The sequence below is a fragment of the Seonamhaeicola maritimus genome (assembly GCF_008056315.1).
GTDB classification, from domain to species: Bacteria; Bacteroidota; Bacteroidia; order Flavobacteriales; family Flavobacteriaceae; genus Seonamhaeicola; species Seonamhaeicola maritimus.
In genome coordinates, this window is sequence record NZ_VRKQ01000008.1 from 1,465,476 (window position 1) to 1,484,342 (window position 18,867).

General features: G+C 33.1%; 13 protein-coding genes. 6 read left to right on the forward strand and 7 right to left on the reverse strand.

Going from position 1 to position 18,867, the window contains the following annotated elements; genetic code table 11:
* Nucleotides 1-72: 72 nt before the first annotated feature.
* The 3 genes from FUA22_RS06270 to FUA22_RS06280 all read left to right on the forward strand — a co-directional run bounded on the left by FUA22_RS06270 (nucleotide 73) and on the right by FUA22_RS06280 (nucleotide 4,429).
* Nucleotides 73-933 (forward strand): N-acetylglucosamine kinase, encoded by an 861-nt coding sequence (locus FUA22_RS06270; RefSeq protein ID WP_147767042.1) that lies wholly within the window; start codon nucleotides 73-75, stop codon nucleotides 931-933.
* A gap of 98 nt (nucleotides 934-1,031) precedes the next feature.
* Nucleotides 1,032-2,255 carry an ATP-binding cassette domain-containing protein gene (locus FUA22_RS06275; RefSeq protein WP_147767043.1) on the forward strand — a complete coding sequence of 408 codons (1,224 nt, stop codon included), beginning with the start codon at nucleotides 1,032-1,034 and terminating at the stop codon, nucleotides 2,253-2,255.
* Between the two features lie 65 nt (nucleotides 2,256-2,320).
* Complete coding sequence (locus FUA22_RS06280; protein ID WP_147767044.1) at nucleotides 2,321-4,429, forward strand: outer membrane protein assembly factor BamB family protein; 2,109 nt, start codon at nucleotides 2,321-2,323, stop codon at nucleotides 4,427-4,429.
* A 3-nt stretch (nucleotides 4,430-4,432) separates the two neighbouring features.
* Here the strand turns inward: FUA22_RS06280 and FUA22_RS06285 are convergent, their stop codons facing one another.
* The gene (locus tag FUA22_RS06285; protein WP_147767045.1) at nucleotides 4,433-4,927 is read right to left on the reverse strand and encodes a hypothetical protein; all 495 of its coding nucleotides are present in this window, start codon (nucleotides 4,925-4,927) and stop codon (nucleotides 4,433-4,435) included.
* Nucleotides 4,928-5,196: 269 nt separating this feature from the next.
* Between FUA22_RS06285 and FUA22_RS06290 the strand changes: the two genes are divergently transcribed.
* Complete coding sequence (locus tag FUA22_RS06290; protein WP_147767046.1) at nucleotides 5,197-6,882, forward strand: RluA family pseudouridine synthase; 1,686 nt, start codon at nucleotides 5,197-5,199, stop codon at nucleotides 6,880-6,882.
* On the opposite strand, the gene FUA22_RS06295 is transcribed toward FUA22_RS06290, so the two are convergent.
* On the reverse strand, nucleotides 6,879-8,450 hold the full coding sequence (locus tag FUA22_RS06295) for a helix-turn-helix transcriptional regulator (protein WP_170309852.1): 1,572 nt from the start codon (nucleotides 8,448-8,450) through the stop codon (nucleotides 6,879-6,881). The two genes, FUA22_RS06290 and FUA22_RS06295, sit on opposite strands and share 4 nt — an antisense overlap.
* A 258-nt stretch (nucleotides 8,451-8,708) precedes the next feature.
* Here FUA22_RS06295 and FUA22_RS06300 point away from each other — a divergent pair, with 258 nt between their 5' ends.
* The gene (locus FUA22_RS06300) at nucleotides 8,709-10,985 is read left to right on the forward strand and encodes an alpha-L-fucosidase (RefSeq protein WP_147767048.1); all 2,277 of its coding nucleotides are present in this window, start codon (nucleotides 8,709-8,711) and stop codon (nucleotides 10,983-10,985) included.
* 58 nt (nucleotides 10,986-11,043) lie between these two features.
* On the opposite strand, the gene FUA22_RS06305 is transcribed toward FUA22_RS06300, so the two are convergent.
* On the reverse strand, nucleotides 11,044-12,225 hold the full coding sequence (locus FUA22_RS06305; RefSeq protein WP_170309853.1) for a hypothetical protein: 1,182 nt from the start codon (nucleotides 12,223-12,225) through the stop codon (nucleotides 11,044-11,046).
* 125 nt (nucleotides 12,226-12,350) lie between these two features.
* Nucleotides 12,351-13,634, reverse strand: coding sequence for a fumarylacetoacetase (gene fahA / locus FUA22_RS06310; protein ID WP_147767049.1), 1,284 nt, complete (start codon nucleotides 13,632-13,634; stop codon nucleotides 12,351-12,353).
* Between the two features lie 214 nt (nucleotides 13,635-13,848).
* Between fahA and glyA the strand changes: the two genes are divergently transcribed.
* On the forward strand, nucleotides 13,849-15,123 hold the full coding sequence (glyA, locus tag FUA22_RS06315; protein ID WP_147767050.1) for a serine hydroxymethyltransferase: 1,275 nt from the start codon (nucleotides 13,849-13,851) through the stop codon (nucleotides 15,121-15,123).
* Nucleotides 15,124-15,238: 115 nt separating this feature from the next.
* Here the strand turns inward: glyA and FUA22_RS06320 are convergent, their stop codons facing one another.
* The 3 genes from FUA22_RS06320 to FUA22_RS06330 all read right to left on the reverse strand — a co-directional run bounded on the left by FUA22_RS06320 (nucleotide 15,239) and on the right by FUA22_RS06330 (nucleotide 18,572).
* Nucleotides 15,239-16,105, reverse strand: coding sequence for a glycoside hydrolase family 16 protein (locus FUA22_RS06320; RefSeq protein ID WP_147767051.1), 867 nt, complete (start codon nucleotides 16,103-16,105; stop codon nucleotides 15,239-15,241).
* A gap of 80 nt (nucleotides 16,106-16,185) precedes the next feature.
* Nucleotides 16,186-17,751, reverse strand: a complete 1,566-nt coding sequence (locus FUA22_RS06325; RefSeq protein ID WP_147767052.1) for a hypothetical protein — start codon at nucleotides 17,749-17,751, stop codon at nucleotides 16,186-16,188.
* A gap of 62 nt (nucleotides 17,752-17,813) precedes the next feature.
* A complete protein-coding gene (locus FUA22_RS06330; protein ID WP_147767053.1) occupies nucleotides 17,814-18,572 on the reverse strand; it encodes a carboxypeptidase-like regulatory domain-containing protein in 759 nt (252 codons plus the stop codon).
* Nucleotides 18,573-18,867 lie beyond the last annotated feature (295 nt).

Here is an 18,867-nt window from a genome sequence, read left to right on the forward strand (position 1 = left end):
TAATTATAACACTCCACAGTGTATTAGGTGTATTTTCATTTAAGACTGTGGAGTTTTTTTATCTCTTAATTCATGATTTTAATTGTTGATAGTGGTTCTACTAAATCAGATTGGTTGGCAGTAGATAAAGATGGTAATAAAGTAATGGAGAAGATCAGAACAAAAGGTCTTAATCCGGCAATTTTAAGCGAAAGAAAGCTTTATAAAACCATCAGAAAAAGTGAAGAGTTAACTAGTAATAGTGAAAAGGTTACTCATGTATTCTTCTATGGTGCTGGATGTGGCACAGAAAACCCAAGAGAGATGCTTAAAGGTGTTTTAGAAGATATTTTTCCTAATGCTAATGTTGAGGTTAATGAAGATACTTTGGCTGCGGTTTATTCAACAATTAATGATCCGAAGGAAGCAGCGGTTGTATGCATAATGGGTACTGGTTCAAACTGTAGTTACTACGATGGTGAAACCTTACATCAGCGTGTGTTTTCATTAGGATATACGCTTATGGATGATGCTTCTGGTAATTACTACGGAAAACAATTAATCAGAGATTACTATTTTAACCACATGCCAGAAAATGTAAAAGTGGCATTTGGAGCAAAATTTAATATGGATTCTGATTTCATCAAGTATAACTTGTACAAACAACCGAATCCTAATGCTTATTTGGCAAATTTTGCTGAGTTTATGTTCTTACATAAAGACTCTGAATATACTATCAACCTTATAAAAGACGGTATTAGGTTGTTTGCTAAAAATATGATTATGCAATTTAAAGAAGAACTTAAAACAGTTCCTGTACACTTTGCTGGTTCTATAGCTTTCTTTTCTCAAAATGAAATTAGAGAAGTGGCTGAAGAAATGGGCTTTAAGGTTGGGAATTTTGTGAGAAGACCAATAGACGGATTGGTGCCCTTCCATATAAGTAATTTATAAAATTTTCTATTAAAAAATATTTTGAAAAGAGGGTTTATCCCTCTTTTTTGTTTTACGGAAATTGAATAGCTTAGAGGTTTTAAAAACTAACTTGAAAATTGAATAAACACATTGCCATTTACATCTCTAACAAAGACGATAAAAAGTCATTAATAAAAGAGATTTTGTGCGGAAACCTTATTGAGAGATTAAATGGGTTAAAAGGTGATCTTTTTTCTGAATTAACTATTAATAAATTTATTGAAGAGGAGAAACGTCATGGACGTTTTGATGTAGCTACAGCAAATAGGCATAGTTTAACAAAATCATCGGAAGGAGAACGTAAAAAGGCGCTTATAAAACACATTATAGCTAACAATCCAGAGTACCTTATTGCTGATAATGTTTTTGGAAATTTAGATATACAATCTCAAGAAGATATAGTACATACACTTGAAGACTTGAGCAAATCTATCCCAATTATCCAAATCACAAATAGAAAAAAGGATATTCTTCCATTTATTACTGCTGTATTTAGACCTAAAGGAAAATTCATTATCCCAATTGAAAATGTGGATAGTATGCCTCAAAATTCAAGGCAAAATTTCATTCAAGACTTGCCCAAACCACTAGAGAAGGTGGCTGTTGAGAGTGATTCTTTGGTGAAATTCGATAATGTGTCGGTTTCTTATTTAGATAAACCAATTATAAAAGATATTTGTTGGGAAATTAAGGCTGGAGAGTTTTGGCATTTAATAGGACCTAATGGTTCAGGTAAGAGTACCATTTTGTCCCTTATTTCGGGCGATAACCCAAAGGCATTTAATCAAGATATTCATCTATTCGGAATAAAAAAGGGTAGTGGTGAAAGTGTTTGGGATATTAAAAAGAAGGTTGGCTATTTTACTTCTGAAATGTTACAAGGTTTTAAAAGATCTGATACTATTGAAAGAATGATTATTTCAGGATTTTATGATTCTGTTGGCCTTTACAAATATCCCAATGAAAGTCAAATTGCGACAGCACATCAGTGGTTAAAGTTGTTAAATATGTTTGATATAAAAAACCGAAATTTTCAAACCCTTTCTAGCGGACATAAACGATTGGTATTAATTGCAAGAGCAATGGTAAAACATCCGCCTTTGCTAATTTTAGATGAACCTACTAACGGTCTTGATGATAATGATGTTGTTATTTTTACGGAGCTAATTAATAAAATTGCTAAAGAGAGTGATACCGCAGTTTTATATGTGTCGCATAGTCAAGAAATTGGTCTGACACCAGATTTTGTATACGAGCTAAAAAATGCTGAAACTGGCTCAACTGGTATTTGTGTAAATTAATGCTTGTATTTGGTTGGTTATATTTCCTATATTTAGTGAAATATATCATTTCCGAAACTAACCTTATGCGCAACTCTTGGTACCTAGTTCTATTAATTTCTTCTTTATTTGTTCTTAATTGTCAACAAGACCAAAATCGAAAGTCTCAAGATTATTCAACTTGGAGATCCTATCAAGGTGGGGCAGATAGAAATCAATATTCCACTTTATCAGAAATCACTTTAGATAATGTTACACAGCTAAAAATTGCGTGGACTTATGATTCGCCTGATTATGGGCAGATGCAGATGAATCCCATCATAATTGATACAATTCTGTATGGAGTTACTTCTAGATTAAGGGCCATTGCCCTTCATGCGGGAACCGGAAAAGAATTGTGGAAATTTGGTGATTCTTTAAAATTAGGAGGATCCACAAGCAGAGGAGTTTCTTATTGGGAAAAAGGAGAAGATAAACGTATTTTGTATACCGCAGGAGCGCACTTATTTGCCCTTAACGCCCTAACTGGACAAATTATTGAAAGTTTTGGGGACAACGGAAAAGTTAATCTTAATAGTGGTTTAGGAGAAAGTGCTAAGGATAAATTCGTTATCTCAAATACACCAGGAACGGTTTATAAAGACATTATTGTAATGCCTATTCGTTTACCAGAAGATGTAGGTGCAGTGCCAGGAAACATTATGGCATTTAATGTGGTTACTGGAAACTTAGAGTGGGTTTTCAACACCATTCCGCATCCTGATGAAGAGGGTATTGAAACATGGGAAGACCAGAATTCTTATACAAACCCGTTAATTGGTGCTGGGAATAATTGGAGTGGTATGTCATTAGATGAAGAACGTGGTATTATTTACATACCAACAGGTTCAGCTTCTCCAGATTTTTATGGAGGTGTTAGAAAAGGAGATAATTTATATACCGATTGTCTTTTAGCCTTAGATGCCAAAACGGGAAAAAGAATATGGCATTTTCAGTTAGTACACCATGATTTATGGGATAGAGATATGCCAGCACCACCAAATTTAATTACTGTCACCAGAGATGGTAAAAAGATTCCTGCACTATCTCAGTCTACAAAACAAGGATATGTTTATGTATTTAATAGGATTACCGGAGATCCTTTATTTGATATAGAAGAAGTGCCTGTTCCTGCATCTACCTTATATGGAGAGGAAGGGTCTAAAACACAACCAATTCCTGTAAAGCCAAAACCTTTTGCCAGACAATCAACTGAATTAACAGATGATGATATTAGTCCTTATGCAGAGAATAGAGAAGACTTTTTGAAGCTCTTAAAAGAATCGGATAAAAGGTTATACGCACCGCCAAGTTTGAATCCTATGATTCTATTTCCTGGTTTAGATGGTGCAGCCGAATGGGGTGGAACCGCAGCTGATCCTGAAGAAGGTATTATTTATGTGAATTCTCAAGAAGCCCCATGGGTGATTCAAATGAAAGAAAATGACACTACTGCTAGCAACCTTCCCTTAGGGCAACAAACCTATATGCAATATTGCGTTACTTGTCACCAAAAAGACAGAAAGGGTATGGTTCAAAGTGGATTTCCTTCATTAATAGATGTAAAAACTAGAAAGTCAAAAGCAGAAGTGTCGCAATTAATTAAAACAGGCAAAGGCATGATGACTGGCTTTCCACAAATTCCAGAAGATGAAAAAGCGGCATTAATGCATTTTTTGTTTGATGAACCAGACACCATTATTCCGCAAAGTCCCAATAAAATATATCCATTACCTTATAAATATGCTGGCTATAAACGTTTTGTAGATAGTAAAGGAAGGCCTGCCATTTCACCGCCTTGGGGAACCATGCACGCCATAGATTTAAATTCAGGTGATTTTATATGGTCTGTTGTTTTGGGTGAGACGCCAGAATTAAAGGTCCAAGGATATCCTCAAACGGGTTGCGAAAATTATGGAGGTCCTGTTGTAACTAAAAATGGCTTGCTTTTTATTGGCGCTACTAAAGATGGCTATTTCAGGGCATTCAATAAGTTTACGGGTAAATTACTATGGGAATATAAGTTACCAGCAGCAGCCTTTGCAACACCTGCAATGTATGAGGTTAACGGAAAACAATTTATTGCCATTGCCTGTGGAGGTGAAAAACTAGGAACTCCAATTGGTAATAAAATTGTGGCATTTGCTTTAGAGTAGAATCTAAAAGCACAGGTAAAAAGAATATATGTTACCAAGTCCAGGTTTACATCCCAAATAAAAGTTTTTTGGAATCCCTTCATAAAAATCAACTTTGGTTATAGCATAATCACAATCGGTACACTCGGCCGGTTTAAAGATTAGCTTATTGTCATCAATTTTGGTAGGTAGTTCACATTTGGTATTTAAATAATAATTACCTATTAGGTTATAACTTTGATCAAAAACTAAAATTTGATTGGTTACCTTCTTAGTAGGACCCCAAAACCAAGATGATGTCATTATTCTATATTCCTCATTATCATTAGTTTTAATTTCACCAAGATAATTTAAATGCGTTTCGGTATTATTAGTGTTTGCTTCCCATTCTCCAAAAACAAAACTTTGTTCTTTTACGTTATGCATTAATACGGCAAGTCTAAATTTTTCATCATGAATTTGGCCAAAACAAGGGGCACAAAAGCCCAGACCAAATAATACTATTATTAGCTGCTTCATAGGGATTAAAAAAATAATTTTCGGATGTTGAAAATAGTAAAAAAATATTAAATCATTTATAGTTATTGTAATATATTAGAATATAGCATGTTAGGTGTTTTTTGTTCTATTGTTGATTTAGGTTTTTTATTTAAAGAATCACTTTAAGAGGAAGCTGATTGTATATAATTCAAGACACAATTTTGATATAAATTTGGTCTTGCGAATCAAGGTAATTTTATCAAATCTTTTCATTATAATTTCGTTACTTTGTAACCCTTTTTGGTGCTATGAGTAATTTTGGAGACTCTTTATTTCATTCTTTACCTGTAAATTCATCTATTGAATTACCTGAAAAATTTACTTTCCCATTTTACTACGAGCCTCATGATTTGAGTGTTTTGGCTGCAAGTAGCCTTCAAGATTATTTGGAGTCACAAACAGATTTTCAACATAACTTTGGATTAGACCCTAATGCTGATAGTCTTGTTATAGGTAAGATGTTTGGAGTAATGGTTGTTCAAAAAGCAAATGGTAAATTAGGGTATTTAGCTGCTTTTTCTGGAAAATTAGCTGAAAGAAATGACTTAAAAGGATTCGTGCCAACCGTTTATGATACCTTAAATCCAGACGGGTTTTATAAAATTGGCGAACAAGAATTAAATGCACTAAATAGGGAGATAGAAGATTTGGAATCTTCTGACTGCTATATAAATGCAAAAGAAAACTATAAATCCAAACTAGAAGATTATCAAACCGAGTTAGAACATCTAAAAGACACCATAAAATCAAAGAAAAAGGAGCGTAAAAAACTCAGGGTATCAGAGCAAGTAAAACTATCAGCCAAGGCTTATGAGAACCTTCTTGAAGATTTAAAAAATCAAAGTATTTTTTATCATTATAGGTTAAAAGATTTGAAAAATGATTGGAAGGAAAAGATAGCTCTGGCAGAATCAGAATTGGCAACTATTCAATCATCCATAGATGAACTTAAGGAAAAACGACGTTTACAATCGGCTTACTTACAAAAGGAGTTACATAACCAATATTCGTTTTTAAATGCCAATGGCGAAACCAAAGATTTGTTGTCTATTTTTGAAAATACAACACTGCGTATTCCACCTGCAGGGGCAGGGGAGTGCGCTGCTCCAAAATTGTTTCAATATGCTTTTGAGAATGAGTTGAAACCAATTGCTATGGCAGAGTTTTGGTGGGGTGCTTCGCCTAACTCTGAAGTTAGAAAACACAAACAATTCTACCCATCTTGCCGAAGTAAATGCGAACCCATTTTAGGGCATATGATGACGGGTTTGAACGTAGAAGATAATCCCATTTTGGAAGTCACTACCTTAAGTGAACCAATGGAAATTGTTTATGAGGACGATTATCTACTTTTAGTTAATAAACCCCATGAATTTTTATCAGTTCCAGGTAAAACTATTATTGAATCGGTACAAACTAAAATGAAGCAATATTTACCTCATAGTTCTGGGCCTTTATTGGTGCATAGGCTAGATATGTCAACCTCAGGGTTATTGTTAGTAGCCAAAAATGAAAAGACCCACAAAAATCTTCAGAAACAGTTTATAAAACGTACTGTTAAAAAACGCTATGTTGCACTTTTAGATGGAATAATTGAAGAGAGGGAAGGAGAAATTGATTTGCCTTTACGCGTTGATTTAGATAACCGTCCGCAACAATTGGTCTGTTATGAACATGGCAAACCAGCTAAAACCAAATTTGAAGTTATTTCTGTTGAAAACAAAATAACCAGAATCCATTTTTATCCTATCACAGGTAGAACACATCAACTAAGAGTACATGCAGCACATCAGAGTGGGTTAAAAACACCAATTGTTGGTGATGATTTATACGGAACAAAAGAAGATCGCTTACATCTACATGCGGAATATATCGATTTTGAACACCCTATTACCAAAGAACGATTAGAAATTGAGTGTAAAGCGCCTTTTTAGTTAACCAAAGCCAGATAACTAGTTAAATTCTCGTTTCTTTTTAAATTGAGTTTTTTACGAATCCTAGAGCGTGCCATATGCACACTGTTAATTGAAATCCCCAGTAAGTGCGACATTTCTTTACTATCAAAATTTAGCTTTATTAAGGCACAGTGCTTTAAATCAGTAGCTGTTAAGTCAGGATGCAATTCCAACAACTTATCATAAAATGTGTTATTAATTTGAGTGAACCTTAAGTGAAAATCATCCCATAATTTCTTATTACTTTGTTTATGTTTTCTGCTTAGTATTTTAAATTTTTTAGGGTTTTCTTCTTCAATAGATTTAAGTAATTCTTTAACAGAGGTTTCCTTTTCAATAATTTGAAGTGCGTTAGCGGTTAACTCCTTATTTTTTAATTCTAAAATGGCATTATTTTTTTCGCGAGTATAGGCCATTTGCTTCATTTTATTTCGCTGCTTTATTGCAATTAAGCTAATGACTATAAATAGGAGCAAAGCACCAATTAATAGCTTTAACCTAGAGCTGGCACTTTTGTTTGCAGTAAGTATTTTGTTTTGGGCAATTAATTGCTCTTCTTTCTTTTTTAAGGCTTCCTTATAATTGTTTTTAATTTCGAATAAGTGCTTGTTAAGTTCACTTTGAGCATGGAATAAACTATCCGAAATAGACTTAGCTGCTTGCATGCTTTTATAGGCTTCAAAATTCTGATTTGTTTTTGAATAAGTATCGGCGAGCGCTTCTAAAACTTTAGGTTTTAGTTTAATGTTATATTCTAAACTGTCAATAGCTTTTAATGACTTTTTATAATAATAAATTGCACTGTCATTCTGTTTTAATTCGTCTTTTAATTCGGCTATATGAAATGATATTGAAGTTTGAAACCCGTTATTTTGTTTTTCTAAATAGGGTAAAACATTTCTAAAATAAGTCTTAGATTTCTCGATATTTCCTAGCTTTAAATAAGTAATAGCATATACACCATCAACAAAAAGTAACCTGTTATTGTTGCCCTGAGCAATGTAACAAGAATCTAAATAATTAAGTGCGTTCTTATATGTTTGCATTTCTACATATTGTACCGCTACATCAAGATAGGATGATATTATTGAACTAGATGATTCTTTATTTTTTAAAACATGTTCCTTTGCAATTTTTAAACCTTCTTTAGCATGTGTTAAGGCAATACTATCTTTTCCAAAAGCACCGTATAAAATCCCCAACATTTGATGAAATTTGTAAAGAGGTCTTTTGTTTTCAATACTATGGGCTAAAGGAAGTGATTCCCATATTAAATCAAAGGCTTTATTAAAATGGCCTTTTCTATGTTCAATATCTGATAGGTAATTTATACAGATTAAATAATTGGCTATATCTCTTTTTTTCTTAAAATATATAGCCCCTTCATTAAAATAAGTGTAAGCTTCTTTCGGAACTTTTTGTGTCATTACATATTGCTCTTTGTTAAACCGTTTTTCAGAATAAAGAGAATCTAATGATTGCGAAAATAGGATTCCACTTATCAGGAAAAAGAATAAAACGCTAGAGCAATATTTATTAGGTGTCAAACTAAAGAATTTAGTATTCTAATCTAAAGTACTAATTAGGCCTAAATATATAGTTTAAATTGTTCAAATAGAAACTAAAATATAGTTTTAATATAGTGCGATTTTCCTTGTTTTAAAATTAATGAGAGAACTTTGAAGTGTTAAATTACAGATGCTTATAAGAGTTTTGTTTTCTCCTAAACTATTTATTTTTTATTCAAAAATATAGTGTCTGATTTTAATAGGATATAGTTCATTTTACTCATAAATAATATAATAATGAAAAAACTTAAAAATGTTAGTCTTTTACTTTTGTTCATCACTTTTTTAGCTTGTAATTCAAAAGAAAAAGAGGTAATAAATAAGAAGTTTGAACCCTCAGTAGAGTCCTTACAAAATTATGAAACTCCAGAATGGTTTAGCGAAGCTAAATTCGGGATTTGGGTTTGTTGGAATGCCTATGCCCACACGGCAGTAGGTGATTGGTATGCCCGAAACATGTATATTGAAGGGCATCCTCATTATATACACCATTTAAAAAATTATGGACATCCTTCGGAGTTTGGTTATAAAGATATTATTCAAGATTGGAAAGGAGAAGAGTTTAATGCGCAAGAATTAGTAGACCTATTTGTTGATGTAGGAGCAAAATACATAGTAGGTATGGCTAATCATCACGATAATTACGATCTATGGGATTCAAAGCACCACTCTTGGAACTCTGTAAATTACGGTCCAAAACGCGATGTTATTGGTGAGTTTCATCAAGCGGTTCGGAAATATGAAGACCAAGGTATCCGCTGGGGTGTTACAAGTCATGTAGAACGAGCATCTTGTTGGTTCCAAACAAATAAAGGTGCTGATAAATCGGGTCCTTACGCCGGTATTCCATATGATGGAAACCAAAAAGAATACGAGTCACTTTATTTACCACCAGACCCAGATGGAGATGTTAAACCCACACAACCATCAAATGCGCCGCTTTATTGGAGAGAAAATTGGTTGGCACGTTGTAAAGATTTATTTGATAATTACGACCCCGATTTCTTTTATGTAGATGGAGGTGTGCCTTTTCCTGGTGATGATAAAGGGCAGACAGGTTTAGATATGATTTCTTATTTATATAACCAAAGTAAGAAGCGTCATAACGGTGAAAATGAGGCTGTAATGTGTATAAAAGACTGGTACAAAAAAGCCCCAAAAGGAGAATGGGGATATTATTGGGATGGTATAGCAACTTTAAACTTAGAGCGTGCCCGTTTACCGCAAATTAGAAAACAACCTTGGCAAACAGATACTTCTATTGGAGATTGGACCTATGTTAAAGATGGTGATTACCGTTCTGCTACCGAGATTATTCAGGAACTGGTTGATATTGTATCTAAAAATGGTAATATGTTGTTGAATGTGAGTCCTATGGGTAATGGTAAGTTAGACCAAAAAGCTTATGATTTATTACAGGAAATTGGAGCTTGGATGAAGATTAATGGAGAATCAATTTACGGAACAAAACCATGGCTAACTAGTGGTGTTGAACATGAACGATTTGTTATTAAAGGAGATAATACTATATACTTGAGTTGTTTTGAAAAGCCGAATAATGGAATGGTAGATATCCCTTATTTCGTACCTCAAGAAGGGAAATCACTACATATTGCTTCTATCAAAATATTAGGACTGAAGGATAAAGAAGTGAAATGGGAATCAACTACAAATGGCCTTAGTATAGAAATACCGGAGGGAATTAAGTATAAACATGCCCTTGTTTTTAAAATTGAAGCTGATGGATTTCAGAATATTGATGAAAAACCAATTCAGAAGTTATTTGATAGAACCGAAATCTTAACAGAATGGTTTGATGTTCTGGATAAAACAATTGCAAATGAGAGTTATACAAGAGTAAGTAATGATAACAAAAACCGGAAATGGGCTATTCGTGCAGATAGCATGTTGGTTGAATTAAAAGGAGGAAAAGAAATTGAACTTGGTATAAAGGCAAAGGATGTTGGTGTCAGTAACGCTGGAGTGGTTTATGTAGGTTCAGATGATGGTATATATTTTCATGCCTTTAATCCATTAATGTGGGTTGATTTTCCCAAGGGAGAAAATCGTCTGACGCATATGAGTTACGATGGCAAAGAATGGTTGAAACTACCAGGAGTAAAAGGACAGCGCTGTGATATTAATCAAACAGGTACCATTTGGATTACCGACGAAAATGGTATTGTTAATTATTATGATGACTTATTGTGGAAGTCACTTGATAAAAAGGCTGAAGATATTGGCTGCGGTGGTGGTTGGGTTGGAACTGTAGCTATTGTAAATAAAGGCCAACTAGAGCGTTTTGATGGTATGATCTGGACCAACTTAGGAGGAGATAATTTAAGAGCTGTTGATGTTTCTTTAAAAGACGAAGTTATTGTAGTCCTTAGTGATACTGGAAAAATATCTTTATTTGATAAAATGGGTATGGTTGACTTAAAAAATACAGAAACTTTTCAAGATGTTAGTTGCGGACAGAAGAATGGTAAAGAATCAATTTTGCTTTCGGAATAAAGAAAAGTGAATGACTAAAAAGATAGATAAAAAAACGCCCAATTGGGCGTTTTTTTTATTATCCATTAAAGCGTTGTTTTGCTATGATGTTTTTAAGTTTTAATTTAAGATCTTCACCTGTGTCAAATATCATTTGTTCGTTGCTAGGAAAAGGTACTCTTCTATTGTCAAGTAAGCGTCTTTCGTCTTTGTTTAAAGCACGTTTATCTCCTCTGAAGCGTGCAAAATAGTTTTCAAAAACAAATCCACTATCAAAAGAGAATTTATCAATTAATTGCTTCGATTTCAAATCGGCATAAACCACATCTGCTATGATTTCGGAAGATTTTACCTGTTGAAATTCACTAACACGAGCTTTAACTTTTACAATCTTATCAATTTTAATATCGTTTCCTAAACTATCTTTCATTACATTACCGTTACGATCTTTTTTATACTTCCAACCATCAACAACTTCACGTTCTCTTAAAAACTCACGTTCTTTAATACGCTCAGGCGAAATTATAATTTGTTTTAGTTGTAACTGCATGGTATAGTCATATTTGACCTCCTTACTTGGAGTAGCATGATACACCGTCCAAAACTGATTCAGCCCATAAGTATCAAAGTTTAAAAGATCAGCTTCTAAACGTTGCGGAATAATCTGTTGCGTTTGGTTGTTAATAGAAACTAATACATAGCTTGTTCCTCTCTCATGTGCTTCATTTAATAACTCACGAGTGGTTTCAAAATTTGGATTTATTTGTTCTAGATAATCAAGCGTATTATAAGCCTCTCTTATTGTTGGTTTATTATCAGTCTCTAACAAGGCAATACCTTTTTCGTATAAATGATCTGAGAGCTTTCCTTTTATGTTAACAATATCATTACTATAATCATTAAAATCAAAGGTGATATTCTTTCCATTTACATACAATGGAAGGATTGGTTTTATGGCTTCTTGTCTAGCATCTAAATCAAGGTACAATTCAAAAATATCTCTATATAATTCTGGGTTATTATCTTTTTTAAGATGTGCTATAGTATTCAAATCGCGTTCAACTACTTTATGGTAGGCATCCTGTAGCATAACAACGTAATCATACTTACGTTTTTTATCCTTATTGGTTTTAAGCTTATTAAGAGCAGTTCTTATGGCAGCATCGTAGTTACCGGTGTTAACGGCAGATTCCACCTGCTTTTTAGCGCTACAAGCAATTAATATTGTAGCAATTACTGATAGGAGTAGAAATCTTTTCATAGGTTAAAAATTTAGGTTATTTGGGGTAACCGTTTCAATAGTGATGCCAAAATACTATATAATACGATTAAACGCAAATAAATACGTTTAAATGTAAAAAATAATATTTATTTGAAAGACTTAGATTACTTTTTCGTGTAAACTGGTAGTAATTCGGTTTTAACTTCTCCAAAACCAATTCGAGTTCCATCATTTTCACAATAACCTCTCATTATTACAGTATCGTTGTCATTTATGAATTTGCGTTCAGAGCCATCTTTCATTTTAATGGGCTTTTCGCCTTTCCATGTTAACTCTAACATAGAACCATAACTATCTTCGGTAGGACCTGAAATAGTACCACTTCCCATCATATCGCCAGAGTTTATTGGGCAGCCATTAGCGGTATGATGTGCTAATTGTTGCGCCATATTCCAATACATATATTTGAAGTTAGATTTACTAACCACTGTTTCTTTAGCTCCTTTTGGCTGAATAGCAACCTCTAAATTAATATCGAAGCTCTTTTTTCCAGAATATTGAAGGTATTCAAGTTGTGGTTTAATAGGTTTAGGACCTTGAACTCTAAAAGGTTCTAAAGCATCTAGCGTAACTATCCAAGGTGAAATTGAAGATGCGAAGTTTTTAGCTAAAAATGGCCCTAAAGGAACATATTCCCATTTTTGAATATCCCGTGCACTCCAATCGTTAAACACTACTAACCCGAAAATATATTCTTCGGCCTCATCAACAGGTATAGACTCTCCTAAATCGTTGGCATCGGTAGTGATAAAAGCCATTTCTAACTCAAAATCAACTAATCTACTCGGTCCATAAACAGGTTCTGTAGCCCCGTTTGGAAGCGTTTGCCCTTGTGGTCTGTGTACAGGAATCCCAGATGGAATTATAGATGAACTTCTGCCATGGTACCCAACAGGAATATGTAACCAGTTTGGTAATAAGGCATTGTCAGGATCTCTAAACATGGTGCCAACATTGGTAGCGTGCTCAATACTTGAATAAAAATCGGTATAATCTCCAATGTGTACTGGTAGTTGCATTTCAATTTCGTCTAAACGGAATAGGACAATTTCTTTATGCTTTACATTATTTTTTAAAGCATCATTTTCAGCATCAAAAACTTCAGCTATTCTATTTCTAACAGCACGCCACGTTTTTCTTCCATCAGCAATAAAATCGTTTAAGGTATCTTGAAGAAAAATATCATCTGTTAATGGGATGCCATCAAAATAACCTAACTGATGTAAAGCTCCTAAATCTATCGCAGTGTCACCAATACGTGTGCCAATGGTAATAATATCATCACGAGTTAAGAAAACCCCGAAAGGAATATTCTGAATTGGAAAATCTGAATTTTTATCTACGTGTAACCACGACTTTCTATCTGGATTGTTAGCTGATAATGGCATAACGATTATATTGTTTAATAATTAGTGATTTCTCTTCAAACGTACACATTTTTTTTGATTTTCATAAAAAAAATAAGCTAAAACCAATAAAATTTTAATAACCATAAAATAGTTAATAAATCGGTTTAAAACTTATGGGTAAATATGCTTTTTTTAATGCTAATAACTTTTCTATTTCCTATTTTTGCCGGATAATTAACCATAATTTAATTTTATGCAACGCGACGAACAAATTTTTGATCTAATTGAAGCTGAAAAAGAGCGCCAATTACACGGTATAGAACTAATCGCATCAGAGAACTTTGTAAGTGACCAAGTGATGGAAGCAGCAGGCTCTGTATTAACCAATAAATATGCCGAAGGATACCCAGGAAAGCGATACTATGGTGGTTGCGAAGTAGTTGATGTAATTGAGCAAATGGCTATAGATAGAGCTAAAGAATTGTTTGGTGCTGCATATGTAAACGTACAACCACATTCTGGAAGTCAAGCTAATACAGCTGTATTTGCAGCCTGCTTAAAACCAGGTGATAAAATTTTAGGATTTGATCTTTCTCATGGTGGACATTTAACCCATGGTTCTCCAGTAAACTTTTCTGGTAAATTATATAACCCAGTGTTTTATGGTGTAGAGCAAGAAACTGGTGTTTTAAACTATGATAAAATTCAAGAAATAGCTACCAAAGAGCAACCAAAATTAATTATTGCCGGAGCATCAGCATATTCTCGAGATATTGATTTTAAACGTTTTAGAGAAGTTGCTGATAGCGTTGGTGCTATTTTAATGGCAGATATCTCGCATCCCGCTGGGTTAATTGCTAAAGGCATTTTAAATGATCCAATTCCACATTGTCATATAGTTACTACTACTACGCATAAAACCTTAAGAGGACCAAGAGGTGGTCTAATAATGATGGGTGAGGATTTTGACAACCCGTTTGGATTAAAGTTGAAAAGTGGAAAATTGCGTAAAATGTCTGCTTTATTAAATTCTTCGGTTTTCCCAGGGAATCAAGGTGGACCGTTAGAGCATATCATTGCTGCAAAAGCCATCGCCTTTGGTGAAGCATTAACAGATGAGTTCTTACACTACCAATTACAAGTTAAAAAGAATGCTGCAGCATTGGCACAAGCCTTAGTTGATAAAGATTATAATATCATTTCTGGGGGTACAGATAATCACTGTATGTTAATAGATTTACGTAATAAAGATGTTTCAGGTAAAGAGGCGGAAGAAGCTTTGGTAAAGGCAGATATTACGGTTAATAAAAACATGGTACCTTTTGATGATAAGTCTCCATTTGTGACTTCTGGTATACGTTTGGGTGTTGCTGCGGTTACTACCCGTGGATTGAAAGAAGATGATATGGCAGCTATTGCAGATTTAGTTGATGAGGTGGTTACTAATCACGAAGACGAAGCTAAGTTAGAAGCTGTAAAAGACAAAGTAAATGCTATGATGGCTGATAAACCATTGTTTGTAGCGTAAACATAATTTAATTGATATTTTATATTAAGTTTAGAATGTTTGAAAAAAACCTACTTATTTAAGTAGGTTTTTTTTGTCTTTATTTATAATAATTTAATCGAAAAACAATTTTTAATTACTTGTAAACCCTTATATAATCTACGATCATTGAGCTTTCGGTAAAACTGGGTTCAATATCAGATTCGATAGCAATATTCATTATAAAGTAGTAATCAGAATCATATGGCCAAGTGTCGGCATTCTTTAAAGAAGGATTGTATCTATAATGCTCAACCCCATCAACACTAAATATCATCATGTCTTTATTCCAATCTAGCGTGTAAATGTGAAATTTGTTTGAAACATCGTTAACTTTTCTACCTCCAAGATTCTTAACCTTATCGCCGTAACTTGATGAATTATGTAGGGCACTTGATATGTAGTCCTGATTTTTACCCCAATGCTCAAGAATATCAATTTCACCACATTTAGGCCACTTTGTTGTTCCTAAACCTTGATTGTCCCAATATGCGCCATCTTCATTAATATTTGTATTTAACATCCAAATTGCGGGCCAAGTTCCATGTCCAGTAGGCATTTTTGCTCGAATTTCAATTTTACCATAAGTGAACGCAAATTTTGAATTAATTCTTGCCGATGTATATTGTTTTATTTCTCCTTGGTCATTGAATGTTTCCTTTTTAGCAACAATATTTAAATACCCATCTTTAACATAAGCATTGGTTTCCTTGTTAGTGTAATGTTGAAGTAAACCCCACCAACTGCCTCCTTGCGGGAGTTTTGTTTGTTGAAACCATTTATTTGGGTTAATAGATCCGTCATCATTAAACTCATCTGACCAAACTAAAGATCTGTTTTCAGCAGACGTACTTTCAGCTTCATTATTAATTATTTCAATAGTATTGGAACTGTGATTATATAGGTATAGAAAAGAGAATAACCCAATAATTATTAAAATAACCGTTATTACTTTTTTATTCATTTCTAGATTTTATATTTATAGCTAAGGTTTTATTTGAATATTATGGTGAATATGCTCATTTTCGTATAAAAAAAGATGTGCTAATCCTCCTCAGGAAAAACTATATGCTGATATGCTCCTAAGTCAGGAGAAGTTGTTCTGTTAACGTTTAAAATATCTGTTGGTACCTGAGTAGCAAACAATGGTAAACCTTTATTAATGGCTGCAGATTCCACACCAATAATAAGCATATTTAAATCTGGGTCTTTAAAATTTGGGTCTTCGTTAAAGATATTGCCTTCGTAATGATTGATATCATTTAAATCGTAATTAGGTCCAGTAAAGTTGTTATTGTTATCCTCAAACCTAATAAGACAATTAGTAAATTTAAAATTAAAATCTACGGCATCGTCTTCAATTTCATCTAAAAGAATTTCTGGATTATCATTTCCATAAATAATACAATTATTAAAATTGGCTTCGGTTAAATCCGTTATGATTGCGTTATCATTTTCATCTAAAACAAAGTTGTTTAACAAAACTGATGGGAATTGTCTAAAGCCATTACTCCAATAATTAGCGATGGTACAATGCGTAAAATTATATTTACCACCTAACGTACCTGCAAACGAAGATAAGCCTGCATTATTGATAATTACATTTTCTCCTTTAATGGAACTATTTCTACCCAAAAGGCCAAAGTTGCTGGAGTTATATATTTGTGAATTCGTTATCGTTAATTTATCCGTGCTGTCATTTGCATTTCCATCACATAAAATACCAACTAAAGCATTTTTAATAGTGGTGTGATTAATATTGTTATCGGTACTTCCATCTAAAAACCAAATGGTTCCCCATTGTCCGGGTCTATCAGAAAAATTAGGTTCTAATCGATCTCCTTCAAGAATAACTTCGTTCTCTAATGCTTCCTGATTAGTGCTTAAACCACCATTTATATGTAGTGATGCACCATCATTAATTATGAGTCCAGAATTTTCATGAAAATGTAAACGAGCTCCAGCTTCAATAGTTAAAGTTTCTCCGTTTGGCACAGTTGCAAACCCATAAATGACATAAGGCTTTGTATTGGTCATTGTTAGCTCTACAGGTAATAGTTCACGCCCTTGTAATTCAGTTTCAACTTGTTCCCCGCCAATATCCAGTGTGAGTGTTTCAACAACTTTCGTAGTATTATCTCTATTGGGATAAATAAAAACCGCATCTTTAACTAGCGTAACTAATTCTACTTTTTGAAGGTTAGACCCTGCATCAAATTCTAATTGATCGGTATATAAATATTCGCCGTTCGGATTTAAAAAATTATTGTAATCAATGGTAGTTTCAACAAAAATATAGAGGCTGTCTTTAGCTAATAGTTCAACATTGTTGAATGCTTTACCTGCCATTCCATCTATACTCAATCTATAATTTGAGGCTTCACCTAAAGCGAGTCTAACCGATGGAATAGAAATATCATTATCACTATTGTTATAAACTTTAAGATTGTAAGTGCTAGAACCAATGTTAGTAAAAACAGTGTCTAAATACACAGTATCCTTAGAAAAACCTAAGTTTCCTGTACTAGGTGAAAACTCAAAATCTTTACGACAAGAACTCCAAAGTGTTAAAAATAGTAGGGTTAAGACAAAATATAGGTAGCGGCTCATTAATCAAAATAATTTATGCTAAAATATAACTTTTGAAATAATGAATTATTATCTGTTACATACTATTTCTTGTCAAAATTATTTAGGGTATCTGCCTCCTTCATGTTTTGCAGGAAATCATGACTGAATTTGAAAATAGAATCAAGTATTACTAAGTTGTCTGGAGTTGATAATAATTCTGCATTTAGTTTTCTAGAAGTACAGTATTGATAGAATAGATGTTTATGCTCTTTAGAGATTTTTAAATCTTCAAAAATGAGATTTTCATTGAATATTTTACTATTTGAAAACAAGGAGTCTACCTGTTTGTATTCCATATATTTAATTGCAGTTTTTTTCTTTTTAAAAAGTTTATTTATACCTATTAATTTGGCTAATTCACCAAAGTTTATACCACCAGAATATGCTGATTCAGGCATATATAAATGTGGATTTTTTTTCATGTCTTCGGCTATTGAAAAACCTAAGGCTTCACCATATTCGATTGGGACAAAAGGTTTATGTTTTTCTCCAGCAATCATCACTTCTCCTAACTCATTCACTCTTTTCTTCAATTCAAAAACAACAACTTCGTTAAAATGAGACGGAATTACTTTTACTTTCTTGGGATGATGAAACAAGGACCTAAACATTATAGAGTCATTTTTAGTAGCCACTATTTCAAAGTTTCCTTTTATGTCTGTATATGTGGTATCTCTTTTGGTTAAGTTAATAATAAGAGCACCTTTAACAGTAGAATCATCATCGTATAAAATCCCGTTAATATTTTGCGAACATACAAGGTATGGAATTAAAAGAAGGATAAAGGATAGTTGTTTCATGCTCTTAAATAAACTAGAGCAAATTAGCATATTAATAATTTGAAGGATAACTAATTAAGAATATTTAACAGCTTTTTTAAAGAATATTTAACTCAAAAAAAGTAAAAACAAAAAACAGTAATAATTACAATATTTTTTTTGATGATTTATGAAAATTCTAGATTTTAAAATTTTTAGGATTATGAACAATTTTATGGTAAGCAGATTTGTAGTGCAAGGTATAAATAAATTTTTTTTATTCTTTTTTAGAATTACCCTTTAAAGACCATAATATTGCGTTTAGGGCACATGCCAA

Coding starts and splice junctions, on each gene's coding strand:
- FUA22_RS06270 (WP_147767042.1), top strand. CDS start 73: ATGATTTTAATTGTTGATAGTGGTTCTACTAAATCAGATTGGTTGGCA.
- FUA22_RS06280 (WP_147767044.1), top strand. CDS start 2,321: ATGCGCAACTCTTGGTACCTAGTTCTATTAATTTCTTCTTTATTTGTT.
- FUA22_RS06285 (WP_147767045.1), bottom strand. CDS start 4,927: ATGAAGCAGCTAATAATAGTATTATTTGGTCTGGGCTTTTGTGCCCCT.
- FUA22_RS06290 (WP_147767046.1), top strand. CDS start 5,197: ATGAGTAATTTTGGAGACTCTTTATTTCATTCTTTACCTGTAAATTCA.
- FUA22_RS06300 (WP_147767048.1), top strand. CDS start 8,709: ATGAAAAAACTTAAAAATGTTAGTCTTTTACTTTTGTTCATCACTTTT.
- FUA22_RS06305 (WP_170309853.1), bottom strand. CDS start 12,225: ATGAAAAGATTTCTACTCCTATCAGTAATTGCTACAATATTAATTGCT.
- fahA (WP_147767049.1), bottom strand. CDS start 13,634: ATGCCATTATCAGCTAACAATCCAGATAGAAAGTCGTGGTTACACGTA.
- glyA (WP_147767050.1), top strand. CDS start 13,849: ATGCAACGCGACGAACAAATTTTTGATCTAATTGAAGCTGAAAAAGAG.
- FUA22_RS06320 (WP_147767051.1), bottom strand. CDS start 16,105: ATGAATAAAAAAGTAATAACGGTTATTTTAATAATTATTGGGTTATTC.
- FUA22_RS06325 (WP_147767052.1), bottom strand. CDS start 17,751: ATGAGCCGCTACCTATATTTTGTCTTAACCCTACTATTTTTAACACTT.
- FUA22_RS06330 (WP_147767053.1), bottom strand. CDS start 18,572: ATGAAACAACTATCCTTTATCCTTCTTTTAATTCCATACCTTGTATGT.